Origin of the sequence: Lonsdalea iberica (genome assembly GCF_002111585.1) — a bacterium.
GTDB classification, from domain to species: Bacteria; Pseudomonadota; Gammaproteobacteria; order Enterobacterales; family Enterobacteriaceae; genus Lonsdalea; species Lonsdalea iberica.
The window spans coordinates 36,388-51,537 of sequence record NZ_LUTP01000015.1 but is presented as its reverse complement, the minus strand read 5'-3'; the positions used below and the strand labels follow the sequence as shown (position 1 = coordinate 51,537).

Here is a 15,150-nt window from a genome sequence, read left to right as displayed (position 1 = left end):
AAATTAATTTCGCCTCTCGACACCATCAAGTGGATCTGCGGCAGGAAGCGGGCTAACCGGAAATCTTATCCATTTTCACCCCCGCCGCCGCATATCGCGCGCCCAAGTCAAGAGAGGCGTAAGATTCGCGCGCACCCTTTTCCACTGCGGGTACGCGCGAATTTTACGCTATCTTATTTCAGCGCTTCAAATTTCCCATGTCGTCATGCGTCGTAGCGCCGGAACAGCGCCCTGCCACGCAGCAACCGCAACCCTAACCAGCCACCGCAGAGGGACAGCAACAGAGCGCTCAGCGGCGGCAGGCCAATCCATAACAGCCAGTTAGGCTCCCACGGGAAGTCGAACACCTTACGCTGCAGCATCCACAGCGCTGCCTCCGCGCCCAGTGCCGCCGCCAGCCCGGCGGCAAGCCCCATCACGGCGAACTCGCACCAGAGCGTGGTTCGCAACAACTTCTTGCTGGCTCCCAACGTCCGGTAGACCATCAACTCCTGACGACGCTGCCCCATCCCGACCTGAATCTGCGCCAGCAACAGCAATACGCCACAGAAGATGACCAACACCACCATCACCTCCAGCGCACGACTGACCTGTTGCAATACCTGCCCCACTTGCTTGAGGATCGTGCCGATATCCAGCACGCTCAGCGTGGGGAACTGGCGGTTAAGCTGGGTGATCACATTGTCCTGCCCGATGTGTCGGAAGCTGGTCAGCCACGACTGCGGCTGATGCTCCAGCGCACCCAGCGGAAAGATAAAGAAGAAGTTCGGCCGCAGGCTCTCCCAATCCACCTTACGGAGACTGGTGATTTTGGCGCTGAACGGCTGCGTGTCGCCGGTAAAGGTCAGCATGTCGCCCAGCGAAACCCCAAGACGCTCCGCCACCCCCTGCTCTATCGAGACCTCGCCCGGCTTCGGCGGCCATGGTCCGGACACCAACACGTTATGCGACGGCAGATCCGGCAGCCAGGTCAGATTCAGCTCCCGGTTTACCGTACCGCCGCCGGGCGCATCCTCGGGGATCAGCTCGGTGGCGACACGCCCGTTAATCTCCGTCAGTCGCGCCCGGACGATCGGATAAAACAGATCCGGCTGCACCTGATGTTGGAGCATAAACTCTTTCACCGCAGGGATCTGATCGCCGGCGATATTCAGTACGAAGTAGTTCGGACTATCCGGCGGCAGCTGCTGCTGCCAGCGATCCAGCAGGTCCCCGCGTAAGAGCAGTAGCAGCGCCAGCAGCATAAACGACAGCGCAAACGCCGCCAGCTGGCCGATGGTTGACCACGGCTGACGCAGGAGTCGGTTGATCGCCAGACGCAGGGATAACCGTTTCAGCGTGAGGCGCCGCAGTACCAGCAGGCTGCCCCAGCCAATCGTCCCCAACAGCAGCGCCAACACCACCATCCCCCCTAGCAGCGACCACAGCAACGAACCGCCGCCAGACAGCACGAACAGCAACCCAATCACAACTCCCCCGACGGCAGGCAGGTAGTAGCGCAGTGGCCAGACGTTGGCCGTCACGTCCTGCCGCAGCACGCGCAACGGCTGGGTCGCCAGCAGAAGGCGATAGGGCCGCAGGCCGACCAACAGCGAAATCAACACCAGCGACCCGAGCGCCCATATCCAAGGCCAGAGTCCGGCAGGCGGCAGCGTAGCGGGCAGGACGGGGGCCAAAGCTCGCATCAATACTGCCTCGAAGCCCAGCCCCAGCACGCTTCCGCTGACGGCCGCCAGCGCCAGCACCGACAGCCATTGGCCGACAATCAAGCGACGCAGCGCGCCGCGACCGGCGCCTAACGTTTTCAGCACGGCGACTAAATCGTAACGCGTGCGGCAGTAATGGCTCATTGCCACGGTTACCGCGGCGATGGCCAACAGCAGCGTCAATAGCGCGGACAACAACAGGAACTGCTGTGAGCGTTGGAGAGATTTGCTTAACGCGCCCGACGAATCTTCCATGCCGTACCAGCGCTGATCCGCTTTCAATTGAGGTTTAATCCAGTCGCCGTACTGCGCGATGGCTTGAGGCTCTCCCGCAAACATGTAGCGCCAGGTGATTCGGCCTCCGGGCTGGATCGCGCCGGTACTGGCGACATCGGCCATGTTCATCAACACACGCGGCGCGGTTTCAAAGGGATTGAAGCCGTTATCCGGCTCCTGAATCAGCTCGCCCGCGATGCGCAGCGTGGTATCGCCGATATCGAGTTGCTCTCCGACTCGCGCCCCCAATAGCGCCAGCAGCCGCGGGGCGACCAGAATCGTGCCGGGTGCGGCGCGCAGTTGCGCGGGCCGGGTCTGTAAATTCCCATATAGCGGATAGCGATCGTCGGTGGCTTTCACCTGCGCCAGCTGCGCATGTTCTCCGGCGTAGGTCATCGTCATAAACGACACCTGTCGGCTGACGGTGAGGCCGTCTTGCGCCGCCCGTTGCAGCACCGTTTCATCTACCGGCCGCGAGGCCCGCAGAACCCGATCGCCCGCCAGAAAGTCGCGACTCTGCTGGCTGAGTCCCTGCTCCATACGATCGCTGATGGTGCCGAGCGCCAGCACGCAGGCCACGGCCAACGTCAGCGCCAGCCAGACAATCAGCAGCGAAGGGGAACGCCATTCACGCCAAAACCAACGCCAGATCATGACTCCTCCCACAGTTTGCCGTCACGCAGACGCAAACGCCGCTCGCAGCGCACGGCCAACTGTTCGTCATGGGTAACCAGAATCAGGGTGGTGGCATGGTCGCGGTTCATCGCGAACAGCAGGTCCACGATACGTTCGCCGGTCTGGCGATCGAGATTGCCGGTCGGCTCATCGGCAAACAACACTTTGGGACGACCGCTGAACGCGCGCGCCAGCGCCACGCGCTGCTGTTCGCCGCCGGACAGTTGAGCAGGCAGATGCTGGAGACGCGCCCCCAGACCGAGCTGCTGTAGCAGTTGTTCCGCCTGTTGGCGGCTGTCACGGTCGCTCTCCCCCCGCAGCAGCGCAGGTAACTGTACGTTTTCCAACGCGTTTAGCGTCGGCACCAGCATAAAGGATTGAAATACAAAGCCGACGTCGCGCGCCCGCAGCGCCGCACGCCCTTCTTCATCCAATCGGTTGAGCGGCTCTCCTAACAGCGCGACTTCGCCGCTGCTCCCGTCGTCCAGTCCGGCCAAGATCCCCAGCAACGTCGACTTACCCGACCCCGACTCGCCGATTAATGCCAGGGTCTGGGCAGGTTTGACAACCAGCTCAACTCCGGTAAGGATGGACAGCTCATGTTCCCCTTGACCAACGTGTTTACTAAGATGATGAACTTCAAGAATGTTTTCCGCTGGCATTTTCTGGTCCTTTTACTGCTGGGAATAGTAAGTTTACGTGCTATCGCAGCGGATACGCTGCTGGTGCTGGGCGACAGTCTGAGCGCGGGCTATCGCATGTCGGCGACGCAGGCCTGGCCTGCCTTGCTGAATAGTCGCTGGCAGTCAGCCCCCGGCGGCGTTAACGTCGTCAACGCCAGCATCAGCGGCGACACCGCCGCCCAGGGGCTGGCCCGTGTACCTGCTTTACTGCAACAGCATCAGCCGCGCTGGGTGCTGATCGAACTGGGCGGCAACGATGGCCTGCGCGGTTTCCCTCCGTCCAGTCTGGAACAGGATCTGACAAAAATCATCACGCAGGTCAAAAAGGCCGGCGCACAGCCGCTGCTGATGCAGATCCGACTGCCGACCAACTACGGCCGGCGCTATACTGAGACCTTTGCGGCCGTGTATCCGAAACTCGCCACGCAGTTCGCCATTCCGCTGCTGCCGTTTTTTATGGAAGAGGTCTATCTCAAACCCGAGTGGATGCAGGATGACGGCATCCATCCGAACCGCGACGCCCAGCCGTTTATCGCCGACTGGATGGCGCAAAAACTCGGCCCTCTAGTTAACCACGACTCTTGATATTCAGGGCTTTATAGTTAGGTAAAGTTATGCAAAAAGCGATTTTAATCACCGGCTGTTCCAGCGGTATCGGCCTGATCGCCGCACAAGATCTCAAGCAACGCGGCTACCGGGTTTTGGCGGCCTGCCGTCGTGTGGAAGATGTGGAAAGAATGAACACGCTGGGGCTGGAAGGCGTCGAGCTGGATCTGGACGACAGCGACAGTGTGGATCGCGCCGCCGACCATGTGATTTCGCTCACCGGCAACCGTCTGTACGGGCTATTCAACAACGCCGGCTACGGCGTGTACGGCCCGCTGAATACGATCTCTCGCCAGCAGTTGGAACAACAGTTCTCCAGTAATCTGTTCGGCACGCATCAACTGACGCAGCGACTGCTGCCCGCCATGCTTGCGCACGGCGAAGGGCGTATCATCCAGACCAGCTCCGTCATGGGGCTGGTCGTCACGCCGGGACGCGGCGCCTATGCCGCCAGCAAGTATGCCCTTGAAGCCTGGTCAGACGCGCTGCGTATGGAGCTGCACGGCAGCGGGATACACGTTTCGTTGATAGAACCTGGGCCGATTAGCACGCAGTTTTCCGCTAACGTGAACCAAACGCAGCGCGATCGTCCCGTCACGAATCCCGGCATCGCCAAGCGATTCACCCTGACGCCAGAGGCGATATTGCCCAAACTGCGCCATGCTCTGGAGAGTCCGCGCCCCAAATTACGCTATCCGGTCACGCTGATGACCCATGCGCTGTCGATACTTCGCCGTCTGCTTCCCGGACGCGCGCTCGACGGCTTATTACGCACTCGCTCCTGACAGGGGTTGAAGCAGAGGGAATTTGCCCCCATAACTCGCTGAAACGGATAAGAGAGAATTCCATGCTAGAACAACACGCCAATGTGATTGACATTAACGAAACGAATTTGCAGCAGGTGCTGGAGCAGTCGATGACTGCCCCAGTGCTGATCTACTTCTGGTCGGAGCGCAGCCAACACTGTCAGGAATTAGGCCCAGTGCTAGACCGGCTGGCCGCCGAATACGCAGGACAATTCTTGCTGGCGAAAGTAGACTGCGACGCCGAGCAACGCGTCGCCGCGCAATTTGGCCTGCGCGCGATCCCCACCGTCTATCTGTTCAAAGACGGCCAGCCGTTGGACGGCTTCCAGGGGCCTCAGCCGGAAGAAGCGATCCGCGAACTGTTGCAGCGCGTTCTGCCCAAAGCGGAAGATCTCAAAACAGCGGAAGCCGAGCGTTTGATTCAGGATGGCCAACTGCAGGAGGCCCTGCCGCTGTTGAAAGACGCCTGGCAGTTGGATAGCAAACGCAGCGATATCGCTCTGTTGCTGGCGGAAGTGCAGATTGAGCTGAATCGCGCGGACGACGCCGAAGCCGTGCTGAGCACCCTTCCGATCCAGGATCAGGACAGCCGCTACCACGGTCTGGTGGCGCAGATTGAATTGCTGAAGCAGGCCGCCGACACACCGGAAATCAAGCAGTTGCAACAGGAGCTGGACGCGGATCCGGACAATGCGGAGCTGGCGGTTAAGCTGAGTCTGCAACTGCATCAGGTGGGCCGTAACGAAGAGGCGCTGGAACTGCTGATGGGCATGCTGAAGAAAGATCTGGCGGCCGCCAACGGCAGCGCGCGCAAGACGATGATGGACATCATGTCCGCGTTGGGCACCGGTGACGCGCTGGCCGCGCGCTATCGTCGCCAGCTTTACGCTCTGCTTTACTGATTACCGCGCTTTTCGACGGGCCGCCACGGCCCGTCGTCGTGCTATCCCGCTAGCAGGTTTCGACCGTTTCAATCCAGCCGTTTCCGCCGTAAGGCGAGACCCCGCTCAACCAACGCCGCAGCATATTCAACGCCGCCATAGCGACGATTTCCTGTTGCGTCGACAACGCGTAGCGCGCCGTATTGAACTGAAGAGTCTGAGCCAGCGTTTGCGAAGGCGTATGCAACGCCAGAGACAGCCTGCCCTCGCTCAATCCGCTTACCACCAGAGCCACCTGCGCCGAACATCGCTGCGCCAGTTCGCGCGCCTGTTGCGTCACCGTCGTTAAGGCACTGGAAGACGTCGTCAACAGGTCGCCCCCGGCTAACGGTGCATTGGCGCCACGCAACTGCCAGTGAACCAAACCGGCGGTGAAGGCTTCGGCGATCGCCAACCGCAGTTGGCGTTCAGATAGCGCCTGCGCCAGCTGCGCAGGCAGACCCGCGGTCCCTTCAAACACCGTACTGTCGGCGACGATCTCCTTCACCTGTCGCCACAACGCATGCATGGCGTCCTGCTGCGATGCGGGACCGGTCAGCTTAATCTCGACGATAGGCACGGCGCAGCGGTATCCCAGCACCACGTCCTTCGGCAGGGTGAGCGGCGCCAGCGCGCTCGCCAGATCGCTTTCTCCACGACCGAAGGTCGTCAGACGCAGACAGAGCGGCGCTTCGCCAAGCGTAAAACGCTGACGTAAACGCGGCATAATTTGCTGCTCAACCATCACCTTGAACTCAGACGGCACGCCGGGCGTGAAAAACAGCATGCAACGGTTCAACTTCAGCGCAAAACCGCAGGCGGTGCCGACCGGATTGTCGAGGATCTCCGCGCCGTCCGGGATCAGCGCCTGCTTCCGGTTCAGCGCCGACATGGGACGCCCGCGGTCGGCGAAGTAGGCCGTCATCTTCGCCAGCCACTCCGCATGCTCCACCAGCGGTACGCCCGCCGCCGTCGCCGCGGCGAGTGAACTTAAATCGTCGCTGGTCGGCCCCAGTCCGCCGTTAACGATCAGTACGTCCGCGACGTGACTGCGTTCAGTCAGTGCCGTTACCAGCGCATCGAGTTCGTCGCCCACCGTCATGCGGCTGGCCATCGGCGCGCCTTGCTGAAACAGATAATCCGCCAGCCAGGCGGCATTGGTGTCAACAATCTGGCCGTGCAACACCTCATCACCGGTGCAAAGCATCTCAACCCTAAGCATGTTTACTTTCTCCATTCGTGAATCGTCGGGCCGCCGTCTGATTGCTCTTAGCGAGGCTTATCAGCCGCTCGGTCGACAAGCGGCTTCCACCCGTGGGCGACGAGCGATCGAGCGCCTGTCGGCACGAAGTCATCACAATTTATGATACTTAGATAATAAAGGAATGACGCTGCGGGTAAACGAGGGATTGAAGATCCAGAGACGAAGGCGCGGAAAACCGCGCCCTGTGGCAGGCGTTAGAAGCTTAGCCCCGCGCCCAGATAGAAACCGTCGGCAATTCTGCGATCGTCGTTGGACGAGCCCATCGTAATGTAGCGGTAGCCTACGTCCACGGAGAGCGGACGCAGCGGTTGCCAGCGCACGCCGCCTTTCGCTTCAACGTACCGATCCAGATGACTAGTGAACGCATCCGGTGAGTAGTAGCCTTCCCCGAACAGCGAGAAAGACGAAGTCAGCGGGAACTGTACGCCACCGCCTACGGCCAAGCCATAGCCGTCGTCGCCATGATCGGGTTGCAGATAAACACCTTTGACGCCCGCTTTGACGGACGCGCGGCCCAGGCCGAAGCCGTAGTCCACCCCAAGAGTGTAGGCATCGTTGTTGTTGTCATTATCGTGACCCCAACCCGCGTTGGCGGACAACCCCGGGAAGGGTAAGCCAATGCTGGCGCCGCCGCCGACATAGTCATTTCCCGCTTCCGCCGAAATGCCGACAGCTTGAGCGCCCGCCGAGGCCAGCAAAAGGCTGCCCAGGCACGCAGTCATCAATTTTTTCATCGTTATCGTCCTTAAATCGGAGTGTAGTTATATCGACCCGTGCCTAACGTCTGGCACGCAGTCCTTATAGACGTTGTAAAAACGGAATGATTCTACGTCATGTTCGCGGCGGTGGGAGCCAGAATAGGGCTAAAAATACGGGTTTCATCTGGGGAAATGCGACAAATTCGCATTTTTCAGTGCTGGCGATACCAATGATAAGCGCCACCGATTTGCCTATTTAACTGCTCTGGCTGATAGTTCTCATCAGTCGAGTCAAACCGTAAGGAAGTAAACATGAGCAATGAAAAACAAAAGCTGACCACCGCCTCCGGCGCGCCGGTCGTCAGCAATAACAACGTAATGACCGCGGGTCCCCGAGGCCCTATGCTGCTGCAGGACGTCTGGTTCCTGGAAAAGCTGGCTCATTTTGACCGTGAAGTGATCCCTGAGCGACGTATGCACGCTAAAGGCTCCGGCGCTTACGGTACTTTCACCGTCACCCACGACATCACCCGCTACACTCGCGCTAAAATCTTCTCCGAAGTCGGTAAACAGACGGACATGTTCCTGCGTTTCTCCACCGTCGCGGGCGAACGTGGCGGCGCCGACGCTGAGCGCGATATTCGTGGTTTCGCCATGAAATTCTACACCGAAGAAGGGAACTGGGATCTGGTCGGTAACAACACGCCGGTCTTCTACCTGCGCGACCCGCTGAAATTCCCGGACCTGAACCACGTGGTAAAACGCGACCCGCGCACTAACCTGCGTAACCCGGTCTACAAGTGGGACTTCTTCTCTCAGTTGCCGGAAGCGCTGCACCAGTTGACTATCGACTTCAGTGACCGCGGCCTGCCGAAATCCTACCGCCACATCCACGGTTTTGGTAGTCACACCTACAGCTTTATCAACGCCGATAACGAACGTTTCTGGGTGAAATTCCACTTCCGTTGCCAGCAGGGCATCGAAAACCTGATGGACGACGAAGCGGAACAGCTGATCGGTAAAGATCGTGAAAGCTCTCAGCGCGATCTGTTCGACGCCATCGACCGCGGCGACTTCCCGCGCTGGAACCTGCAAGTGCAGATCATGCCGGAAGCGGAGGCCTCCCAGGTGCCGTACAACCCGTTCGACCTGACTAAAGTCTGGCCGCACGGCGACTATCCGCTGATCGATGTCGGTTATTTCGAACTGAATCGCAACCCGGAAAACTACTTTGCCGAAGTAGAACAGTCCGCCTTCAGCCCGGCGAACGTCGTCCCTGGCGTCAGCTTCTCTCCGGACAGAATGCTGCAAGGCCGTCTGTTCTCATACGGCGATGCCGAGCGTTACCGTCTGGGTGTTAACCACCACCAGATCCCGGTCAACAAACCGCGCTGCCCATTCCATAGCTATCACCGCGACGGCGCGATGCGCGTGGACGGCAATAGCGGAAACGGCGCAACGTATGAGCCGAACAGCTTCAATGTATTCCAGGAACAGCCTGATTTCAGCGAGCCGCCACTGTCGCTGGAAGGCGCCGCCGACCACTGGAACCACCGCGAAGACGATGATTACTTCAGCCAGCCGCGCGCACTGTTCCAGCTGCTGAGCGAAGAAGAGCATCAGCGGATGTTCCAGCGAATCGCCGGCGAGCTGTCTCAGGTGCCTGAATTTATCCAGGACCGTCAGATCGCGCTGTTCAACCTGGTTGATCCGGCCTACGGCGAGGGCGTCGCCAAAGCGTTGGGACGCTAATTTCCCGCCTGCGGACGGTATTGTCTTTCACGGACACTCCGCTCGCAGGTGAGTCAGCCGCGCTGCTGCCGTACCCAGGCTGCGACCTGCTGACGGGAAATTTTTATCCCGCCGTTTTTCAGTGTCCCGGGCAAATGATAGAACGCCACGGGACGCTGATATCCCGCCAGCTGCGGAGCGAGCCAGTCGCGAAGCTTCGTCAGATCGCACTCCCCCGCCGTTTCCACCACCACAACCGGGCGCTGCCCAAACTCCACGTCATCCACCGGCACGACACAGGCAAACTCGACCGCCGGATGTTGCAGTAAAACCGCTTCCACATCTTCCGGCTGAACGCCTTCCCCCCCGCTGAAAAATTGATTATCCAACCGCCCCATAATGCGCCACTCACTGCCGTCCCAGCAGCCGCGATCGCGCGTATGAAACCAGCCCTGATCGTCGGTTAACGGGTTCAGCGCGCCGTCGCGCCAGTATCCGGCCGCCAGGCTATTGCCGCGCAGCCAAATTTCCTCATCCACAGCTTTGATATGCCGTCCGGCGAGCGGCATACCGACGCCGGGGCGTCCGTCCGCGCGCTTGGCGCACACGGTGGAAGCCAACTCCGTCAGTCCGTATCCGCACCAGCAGCGAATGCCGACCGTTTCGGCCTGTTGCGTCAACGTCAGCGGGATCATCGCCCCACCCAGCAGTACTGAGGTCAGCGAGGTCGGCACGTCTCCCTGCGATAGCAGCCGCCACAGCTGCGTGGGCACCAGCGAGGCATGCGTACAACCCCGCAACGCCACATCCAAAGGACGACCCGGCCGCACCACCAGCGTCGCGCCCGCCGCCAGCCAGCGCCAAACGATGCCCTGCCCGGAAACGTGAAACAGCGGTAATGAAAGCAGCCAGCTGTCACCCTGCGTGTAAGGCATGAGTCCGCAGACGCCCTCCGCGCTCGCCAGATGCGCGGCGAAAGTATGCACCGCCGCTTTTGGCAGGCCGCTGGAGCCGGAAGTCAGCGTCATCGTCGCCAGCCGCCCCTGTTCCCATGCGGTATGCGGTTGAGACCCCACGGCTTCGTCGCTCCCGGTAGAGAGGGGGACGATCGTATCAGGCCAAGGCGTCTCGCTGAAACACAGACCGAAGCGGATATCCAGCGAGGGCAACAGCACATCCGTCTGCGTGACGGGCAGTTGCGGATTGAGCGGCAGCAAACGCACGCCGCACTGTAGCAACGCAAGATAGCTCAGCAGCATCTCGCCGCTATTACGCCCGCGCAGCGCCACACCGCTCCCCTCCGTGACGCCCTGACGAATAAACACGTTAGCGCGCGCGTCGACTTCATTGGCCAACTTGCACCAGCTCCAGCCTTCATCGTCGCGGATGAACGCCGTCGCGTGCGGCTGCCGCCGCGCCCAGTGCCGCCACGGCCAGTCGGCTATGACCGCCATAGTTCGTCCAACTGTTCAGCGTGGAGCTGCGGCAACGGGCTGTCCGGCCATGCCCTTAATACCTGCGCCTGCATCAAATCCAGCGTATCCAAGCCGGGGATTGCCTCTGGCGTTAGCCAATGCGCCAGTCGCGCCAGCTGCGTCAGGCCAAGACTCGATTCAATGCTGGAGCTGATTACGGCCGTCAGACCTGCCCGATGCGTCTCTGCGACCAGTTGTCGACAGCGACTCAGGCTGCCGACCAGCGTCGGTTTGATGATGATGGCGCTCACCCCCGGCTCGGATTCCACGCGGAAGTCCGGCTCACGCACACTCTCGTCCCAGGCGATAGCGATACCGGTATCACGCGCGAAGGCCCGCGATTCCTCGCGGGTTTTGCACGGTTCTTCCAGAAAAGCGATGCGGGATCGCACCGCCGGATCGACGTAGCGCGCAAAACCATCGGCTTTGGCCCGCGTCCAGCTGCGGTTGGCGTCCAGACGCAGGGAGAGCTGCGGCAGAGCATCCAGCAACAGGTTGACGATCATGCCGTCCCGCACGGCTTCGTACAGCCCGACCTTCACTTTCGCCACCGGATTCGGCAGCCCCTGCAACATCGCGAACAGCTCATCCGGATCGCCGCTGCACAGCGGCGCTTTACGGTAGTCGGCGTCCTGTGGCAGCAAACCGGAGAGCTCCGCGTCGGCGAAGCTGAGGCCGAAGTCGACCGACGGCACGCCGGTTTCCTCAAGCGCATCACCGTTCACCCAGCGCCGCAATGACTCACGGACGACCGTCTCCGCGTCGCCCAGCGTTTCAACGCTGAACTGCGGCAGGGGGGCGATCTCGCCCCACCCCACGCGTTCGCCGTCGCACAGCTGTACGATCAGACCATCGCGGGTTTTGAGCCGCTGATTGCGCAGCACCACCCCGGCGTCCATAGGAACGCTGTAACGGTAGAGCCTCGCCCGGCGCATTACGGATTCCGCCGGAACTTGCTGAAGTCAGGCTGGCGTTTTTCATTGAAGGCGTTGCGCCCTTCCTGCCCTTCGTCGGTCATGTAGAACAGCATGGTGGCGTTGCCCGCCAGTTCCTGCAATCCCGCCTGGCCGTCGCAGTCGGCGTTGAGCGCCGCTTTCAGGCAACGCAGCGCCATTGGGCTGTTTTGCAACATTTCGCGGCACCAGCGCACCGTCTCTTTTTCCAGATCTGCCAGCGGGACGACGGTGTTAACCAACCCCATATCCAGCGCCTGCTGCGCGTCGTACTGGCGGCACAGGAACCAAATTTCCCGCGCTTTTTTCTGACCGACGATGCGCGCCATGTAAGAAGCGCCCCAGCCGCCGTCGAAGGAGCCGACACGCGGACCGGTCTGACCGAAGATGGCATTTTCCGCCGCCACGGTCAGGTCGCACATCATATGCAGCACATGGCCGCCGCCGATGGAGTAACCCGCCACCATCGCGATCACCGGTTTCGGACAGGTACGGATCTGACGCTGGAAGTCGAGCACGTTCAGGTGGTGTACGCCGCTGTCGTCCTGATAGCCGCCGTAGTCGCCGCGGACTTTTTGGTCGCCGCCGGAGCAGAACGCCTTGTCGCCTGCGCCCGTCAGGATGATCACGCCGATGCCGTCATCATGGCGCGCGTTATCCAGCGCCTGAAGCATCTCCTTGACCGTCAGCGGGCGAAAGGCGTTACGTACCTGGGGACGGTTGATGGTGATTTTGGCAATGCCGTCAGCCGACTTGTGGTAAAGAATATCGACAAAATCACCGCTGCAATCGTGCCATTCGGTGGGGGCGTACAGCAGGTCTTCATTCGGATACAGCATAGGGTTTATTCCTTTACGGGATGGGAAATCAATGAACGGATCCGCGCCGCATAGCCGGCCGGATTCGCCTGATGGGCATTATGGCCGCAGTCGGCCACGCTCAGCAGCGGCAAAGCAGCCTGCCGCGCTAGCGTCTGAAACTTGATGTCGCGCTCGCCGCACAAATAGCCAAACGGCACCGACAGTTGTTGCAGCGGCGCGGTAAGGTTCGGCTGACGCGCCAACGAAGTCGCGATCAGCATTCTGGCTACCGCCTCGCCGTCGTTATTGCTGCGCCGCTGTATCAACGCCTGCCGCTGCGCGGTGGTCAGGTCCGCGAAGACGGGCTGTTGATACCAGTCCGCCAACGCCTGTGCCAGCGGCTCCTCCCTAAAACGGCGCGCCCAGCGGGCATCATGCAGCGCCCGCGCCTCACGCTCACCCGCCGCAGCCAGGCCAGGATGCCCGCCTTCCACCAGCAAACCACGTAGCCCCGAGGTCTCGCCGTGACAGGCATGGAACATGGCGATACGACCACCGAGCGAATAGCCCAGCAGCCAGTAGTCGCGGATGCCCTTCTCCGCCAGCAGTGCAGTGAGCTGATGGCTGACATCGTCGAATCCCTCGGCGGACTGATGACGGGCGTCACCGTGGCCCGGCAGATCGACCAGCAACACAGGGCGATCGTTGAGGAAAGGAAGGATGGGGAGCCAGTCTTCGCCGCTGCCGAGCAGACCGTGGAGTAACACCAGCCACGGCAGCCCCGGCTCGCCTTGTGGAAGGCAGCGCGCGCGCATCACCATGTGGCGACCTCGGACAACAGCCGTTGCAGGCACTCCGCCCCGGCTTTCGGCGACACCGCCACTTCCAACAGCGTCGTCCCCGGCTGCTTAAACCCATCGGATGCGGCATCAACCACTTTGCGCCAGTTCGTCGCACGGACGAAACGCAGGCCGAACAGCGCGGCGGCGTGGCTAAACTCCACCTGCTGCGGCATACAATAGAATGTTTCGCGCGCCTGCTCGGGCGTCGGCAACAAAGAGAAAATCTGGCCGCCGTTATTATTCACCACGATCAGTACCAACGGCGCGGGAGGTTGACGCAGAAGCGCGAGCGCATTGACGTCATAGAGCGCGGACAGATCGCCAATCACCGCCAGCATGGGACGCGCGTTAGCGCGCTGCACGCCGGCCAGCGTGGACACCAGACCGTCGATGCCGCTGGCGCCGCGATTGGCGTACACCGGATAGCCCGCAGGCAACCGGGCCAACGCATCCACCAGGCGGATCGTCAGACTGTTGCCCAGAAAAAGCTGCCCTTCTTTAGGCAACAGCACGGGCAGCCGGTGAGCCAGCTGCGCTTCGCCAAATCCGACCGCCAGTCGGGCATCCACCTGCGCGCCAATGCGGTCAACGCACGCGGACAATTCAGCAGCCCACGGTTGGGTAGCTTCAGGCTCTGGAGGATGCGCGATGAGCCAGTCGGCGATAGACGCAACCAACCGACGCCCGCGATGTTGGGCCGGGTCCAGACGGCCGGGCAGCGGGTCTACCAGCCAATACGCCTGCGGCTGAATGGCCGCCTGCCACTGCAAGAGCCGCTTACCAGTCAAACCGGCGCCGAACTGGATGACAATCTCGGCCTGCAGCAGGCCACCAGCCTCGGGATGCGCCAGCCACAGATCCGCGTGGGGCAATGGCTGACCGGTTTGGGAGAGCACGTCGCCAAGCAATGGCCAGCCCAGTTGTTCAGCCCATCGAGCGATGGCCTCCCCGCTCTCGGCCGGTACGCGACCGGCGATGACCACGCCGCGTTTTTGACGCCATGCCGACCAGTCGGGCTGCGCCTCGCTGCGCGATGCAGATTGATCCGTCAGCAGCCACGGCGATGATTCACGCCACCATGAGCCCAACGTCTGCAACCAGGATTGATACGCCTCAGGATCATCCGCGCCGTACAACGGCTCGGCGAACGGACAATTGATATGCAGCGCGCCATGTGTCAAGCGTCCGACCACATCGTCAACGGCGGAGACCAGCCAGCGAGCTGAGATATCCGGGGTCGGCCGGGGAAGCGCCAGCGTAAGTGTAGGGTGAGAGGCGAACATACCGGGTTGGCGAATAGCCTGATTTGCGCCGCAGTCGATGAGCTCCGGCGGACGATCGGCCGTCAGCACCACCAGTTTTTCGCCGGTCAGACCGGCTTCAATGATCGCCGGATACAGGTTCGCCGCCGCCGTTCCCGACGTCACGATCACCGCAACCGCCTGTCTGGAGGACTTTGCCAGCCCCAACGCCAGATGCCCGAGTCCGCGTTCATCGAAGTGGGTATGGCAGGTGAGCGCCGGGTGCTCCGCCGCGGCGAGCGTGAGCGGCGTCGAGCGGGAGCCGGGCGCGATGCAGACATGGCATACGCCATGCCGGGTTAGCGTTTCCAGCAGAACTGTCGCCCAGCGGCGATTAAATACATTCGTGGACATGGTCGACTCAACAACTCTGGTTGCGGGTTGTAGCAATAATTATATTTTGTTTTATGTCGA

13 protein-coding genes are annotated in these 15,150 nt (G+C 61.2%); 4 read left to right on the top strand and 9 right to left on the bottom strand.

Annotation, left to right across the window (positions count from 1 at the left end):
* Positions 1-203: 203 nt before the first annotated feature.
* Positions 204-2,636: a putative ABC transporter permease subunit YbbP gene (gene ybbP, locus AU511_RS07980; protein WP_094109329.1), complete on the bottom strand. Its 2,433-nt coding sequence runs from the start codon at positions 2,634-2,636 to the stop codon at positions 204-206.
* Entirely contained in the window at positions 2,633-3,319 is a 687-nt protein-coding gene (gene ybbA / locus AU511_RS07975; RefSeq protein ID WP_094109328.1) for a putative ABC transporter ATP-binding protein YbbA, read from the bottom strand. Before ybbA ends, ybbP begins: the two co-directional genes overlap by 4 nt.
* On the opposite strand from ybbA, the gene tesA reads away from it, so the two are divergent.
* The 3 genes from tesA (at position 3,287) to AU511_RS07960 (ending at position 5,654) form a co-directional block, all read left to right on the top strand.
* Positions 3,287-3,925, top strand: coding sequence for a multifunctional acyl-CoA thioesterase I/protease I/lysophospholipase L1 (gene tesA / locus AU511_RS07970; RefSeq protein WP_139823873.1), 639 nt, complete (start codon positions 3,287-3,289; stop codon positions 3,923-3,925). The genes ybbA and tesA overlap by 33 nt on opposite strands.
* 29 nt (positions 3,926-3,954) lie before the next feature.
* Positions 3,955-4,731 carry an SDR family oxidoreductase gene (locus tag AU511_RS07965; RefSeq protein ID WP_094099600.1) on the top strand — a complete coding sequence of 259 codons (777 nt, stop codon included), beginning with the start codon at positions 3,955-3,957 and terminating at the stop codon, positions 4,729-4,731.
* A gap of 62 nt (positions 4,732-4,793) precedes the next feature.
* The gene (locus AU511_RS07960; protein WP_094099599.1) at positions 4,794-5,654 is read left to right on the top strand and encodes a co-chaperone YbbN; all 861 of its coding nucleotides are present in this window, start codon (positions 4,794-4,796) and stop codon (positions 5,652-5,654) included.
* A 49-nt stretch (positions 5,655-5,703) separates the two neighbouring features.
* Here the strand turns inward: AU511_RS07960 and AU511_RS07955 are convergent, their stop codons facing one another.
* Together AU511_RS07955 and AU511_RS07950 are read right to left on the bottom strand one after the other, a co-directional pair.
* Positions 5,704-6,894, bottom strand: a complete 1,191-nt coding sequence (locus tag AU511_RS07955) for a nicotinamide mononucleotide deamidase-related protein YfaY (protein ID WP_094109327.1) — start codon at positions 6,892-6,894, stop codon at positions 5,704-5,706.
* 236 nt (positions 6,895-7,130) lie between these two features.
* Positions 7,131-7,670 (bottom strand): YfaZ family outer membrane protein, encoded by a 540-nt coding sequence (locus AU511_RS07950; protein WP_094109326.1) that lies wholly within the window; start codon positions 7,668-7,670, stop codon positions 7,131-7,133.
* 276 nt (positions 7,671-7,946) lie between these two features.
* Here AU511_RS07950 and katA point away from each other — a divergent pair, with 276 nt between their 5' ends.
* Complete coding sequence (katA, locus tag AU511_RS07945) at positions 7,947-9,386, top strand: catalase KatA (RefSeq protein WP_085653682.1); 1,440 nt, start codon at positions 7,947-7,949, stop codon at positions 9,384-9,386.
* Positions 9,387-9,439: 53 nt separating this feature from the next.
* Here katA and menE read toward each other — a convergent pair whose 3' ends face one another.
* The 5 genes from menE to menD are packed head-to-tail and all read right to left on the bottom strand — an operon-like array spanning position 9,440 to position 15,090.
* The gene (gene menE / locus AU511_RS07940) at positions 9,440-10,819 is read right to left on the bottom strand and encodes an o-succinylbenzoate--CoA ligase (protein WP_094109325.1); all 1,380 of its coding nucleotides are present in this window, start codon (positions 10,817-10,819) and stop codon (positions 9,440-9,442) included.
* Positions 10,807-11,775 (bottom strand): o-succinylbenzoate synthase, encoded by a 969-nt coding sequence (menC, locus tag AU511_RS07935; protein ID WP_094109324.1) that lies wholly within the window; start codon positions 11,773-11,775, stop codon positions 10,807-10,809. Before menC ends, menE begins: the two co-directional genes overlap by 13 nt.
* Positions 11,775-12,632 (bottom strand): 1,4-dihydroxy-2-naphthoyl-CoA synthase, encoded by an 858-nt coding sequence (gene menB / locus AU511_RS07930; protein ID WP_094099594.1) that lies wholly within the window; start codon positions 12,630-12,632, stop codon positions 11,775-11,777. The genes menC and menB overlap by 1 nt, the downstream gene beginning before the upstream one ends.
* 5 nt (positions 12,633-12,637) lie before the next feature.
* Positions 12,638-13,408 carry a 2-succinyl-6-hydroxy-2,4-cyclohexadiene-1-carboxylate synthase gene (menH, locus tag AU511_RS07925; RefSeq protein ID WP_094109349.1) on the bottom strand — a complete coding sequence of 257 codons (771 nt, stop codon included), beginning with the start codon at positions 13,406-13,408 and terminating at the stop codon, positions 12,638-12,640.
* Entirely contained in the window at positions 13,408-15,090 is a 1,683-nt protein-coding gene (gene menD / locus AU511_RS07920; protein WP_094109323.1) for a 2-succinyl-5-enolpyruvyl-6-hydroxy-3-cyclohexene-1-carboxylic-acid synthase, read from the bottom strand. The genes menH and menD overlap by 1 nt, the downstream gene beginning before the upstream one ends.
* Positions 15,091-15,150 lie beyond the last annotated feature (60 nt).

What these genes read in the sequence shown, in the direction of transcription:
- menH (WP_094109349.1), bottom strand. Translation starts at nt 13,408, where the DNA reads ATGCGCGCGCGCTGCCTTCCACAAGGCGAGCCGGGGCTGCCGTGGCTG.
- ybbP (WP_094109329.1), bottom strand. Translation starts at nt 2,636, where the DNA reads ATGATCTGGCGTTGGTTTTGGCGTGAATGGCGTTCCCCTTCGCTGCTG.
- AU511_RS07950 (WP_094109326.1), bottom strand. Translation starts at nt 7,670, where the DNA reads ATGAAAAAATTGATGACTGCGTGCCTGGGCAGCCTTTTGCTGGCCTCG.
- AU511_RS07965 (WP_094099600.1), top strand. Translation starts at nt 3,955, where the DNA reads ATGCAAAAAGCGATTTTAATCACCGGCTGTTCCAGCGGTATCGGCCTG.
- AU511_RS07960 (WP_094099599.1), top strand. Translation starts at nt 4,794, where the DNA reads ATGCTAGAACAACACGCCAATGTGATTGACATTAACGAAACGAATTTG.
- ybbA (WP_094109328.1), bottom strand. Translation starts at nt 3,319, where the DNA reads ATGCCAGCGGAAAACATTCTTGAAGTTCATCATCTTAGTAAACACGTT.
- menD (WP_094109323.1), bottom strand. Translation starts at nt 15,090, where the DNA reads ATGTCCACGAATGTATTTAATCGCCGCTGGGCGACAGTTCTGCTGGAA.
- tesA (WP_139823873.1), top strand. Translation starts at nt 3,287, where the DNA reads ATGATGAACTTCAAGAATGTTTTCCGCTGGCATTTTCTGGTCCTTTTA.
- katA (WP_085653682.1), top strand. Translation starts at nt 7,947, where the DNA reads ATGAGCAATGAAAAACAAAAGCTGACCACCGCCTCCGGCGCGCCGGTC.
- menE (WP_094109325.1), bottom strand. Translation starts at nt 10,819, where the DNA reads ATGGCGGTCATAGCCGACTGGCCGTGGCGGCACTGGGCGCGGCGGCAG.
- menC (WP_094109324.1), bottom strand. Translation starts at nt 11,775, where the DNA reads ATGCGCCGGGCGAGGCTCTACCGTTACAGCGTTCCTATGGACGCCGGG.
- menB (WP_094099594.1), bottom strand. Translation starts at nt 12,632, where the DNA reads ATGCTGTATCCGAATGAAGACCTGCTGTACGCCCCCACCGAATGGCAC.
- AU511_RS07955 (WP_094109327.1), bottom strand. Translation starts at nt 6,894, where the DNA reads ATGCTTAGGGTTGAGATGCTTTGCACCGGTGATGAGGTGTTGCACGGC.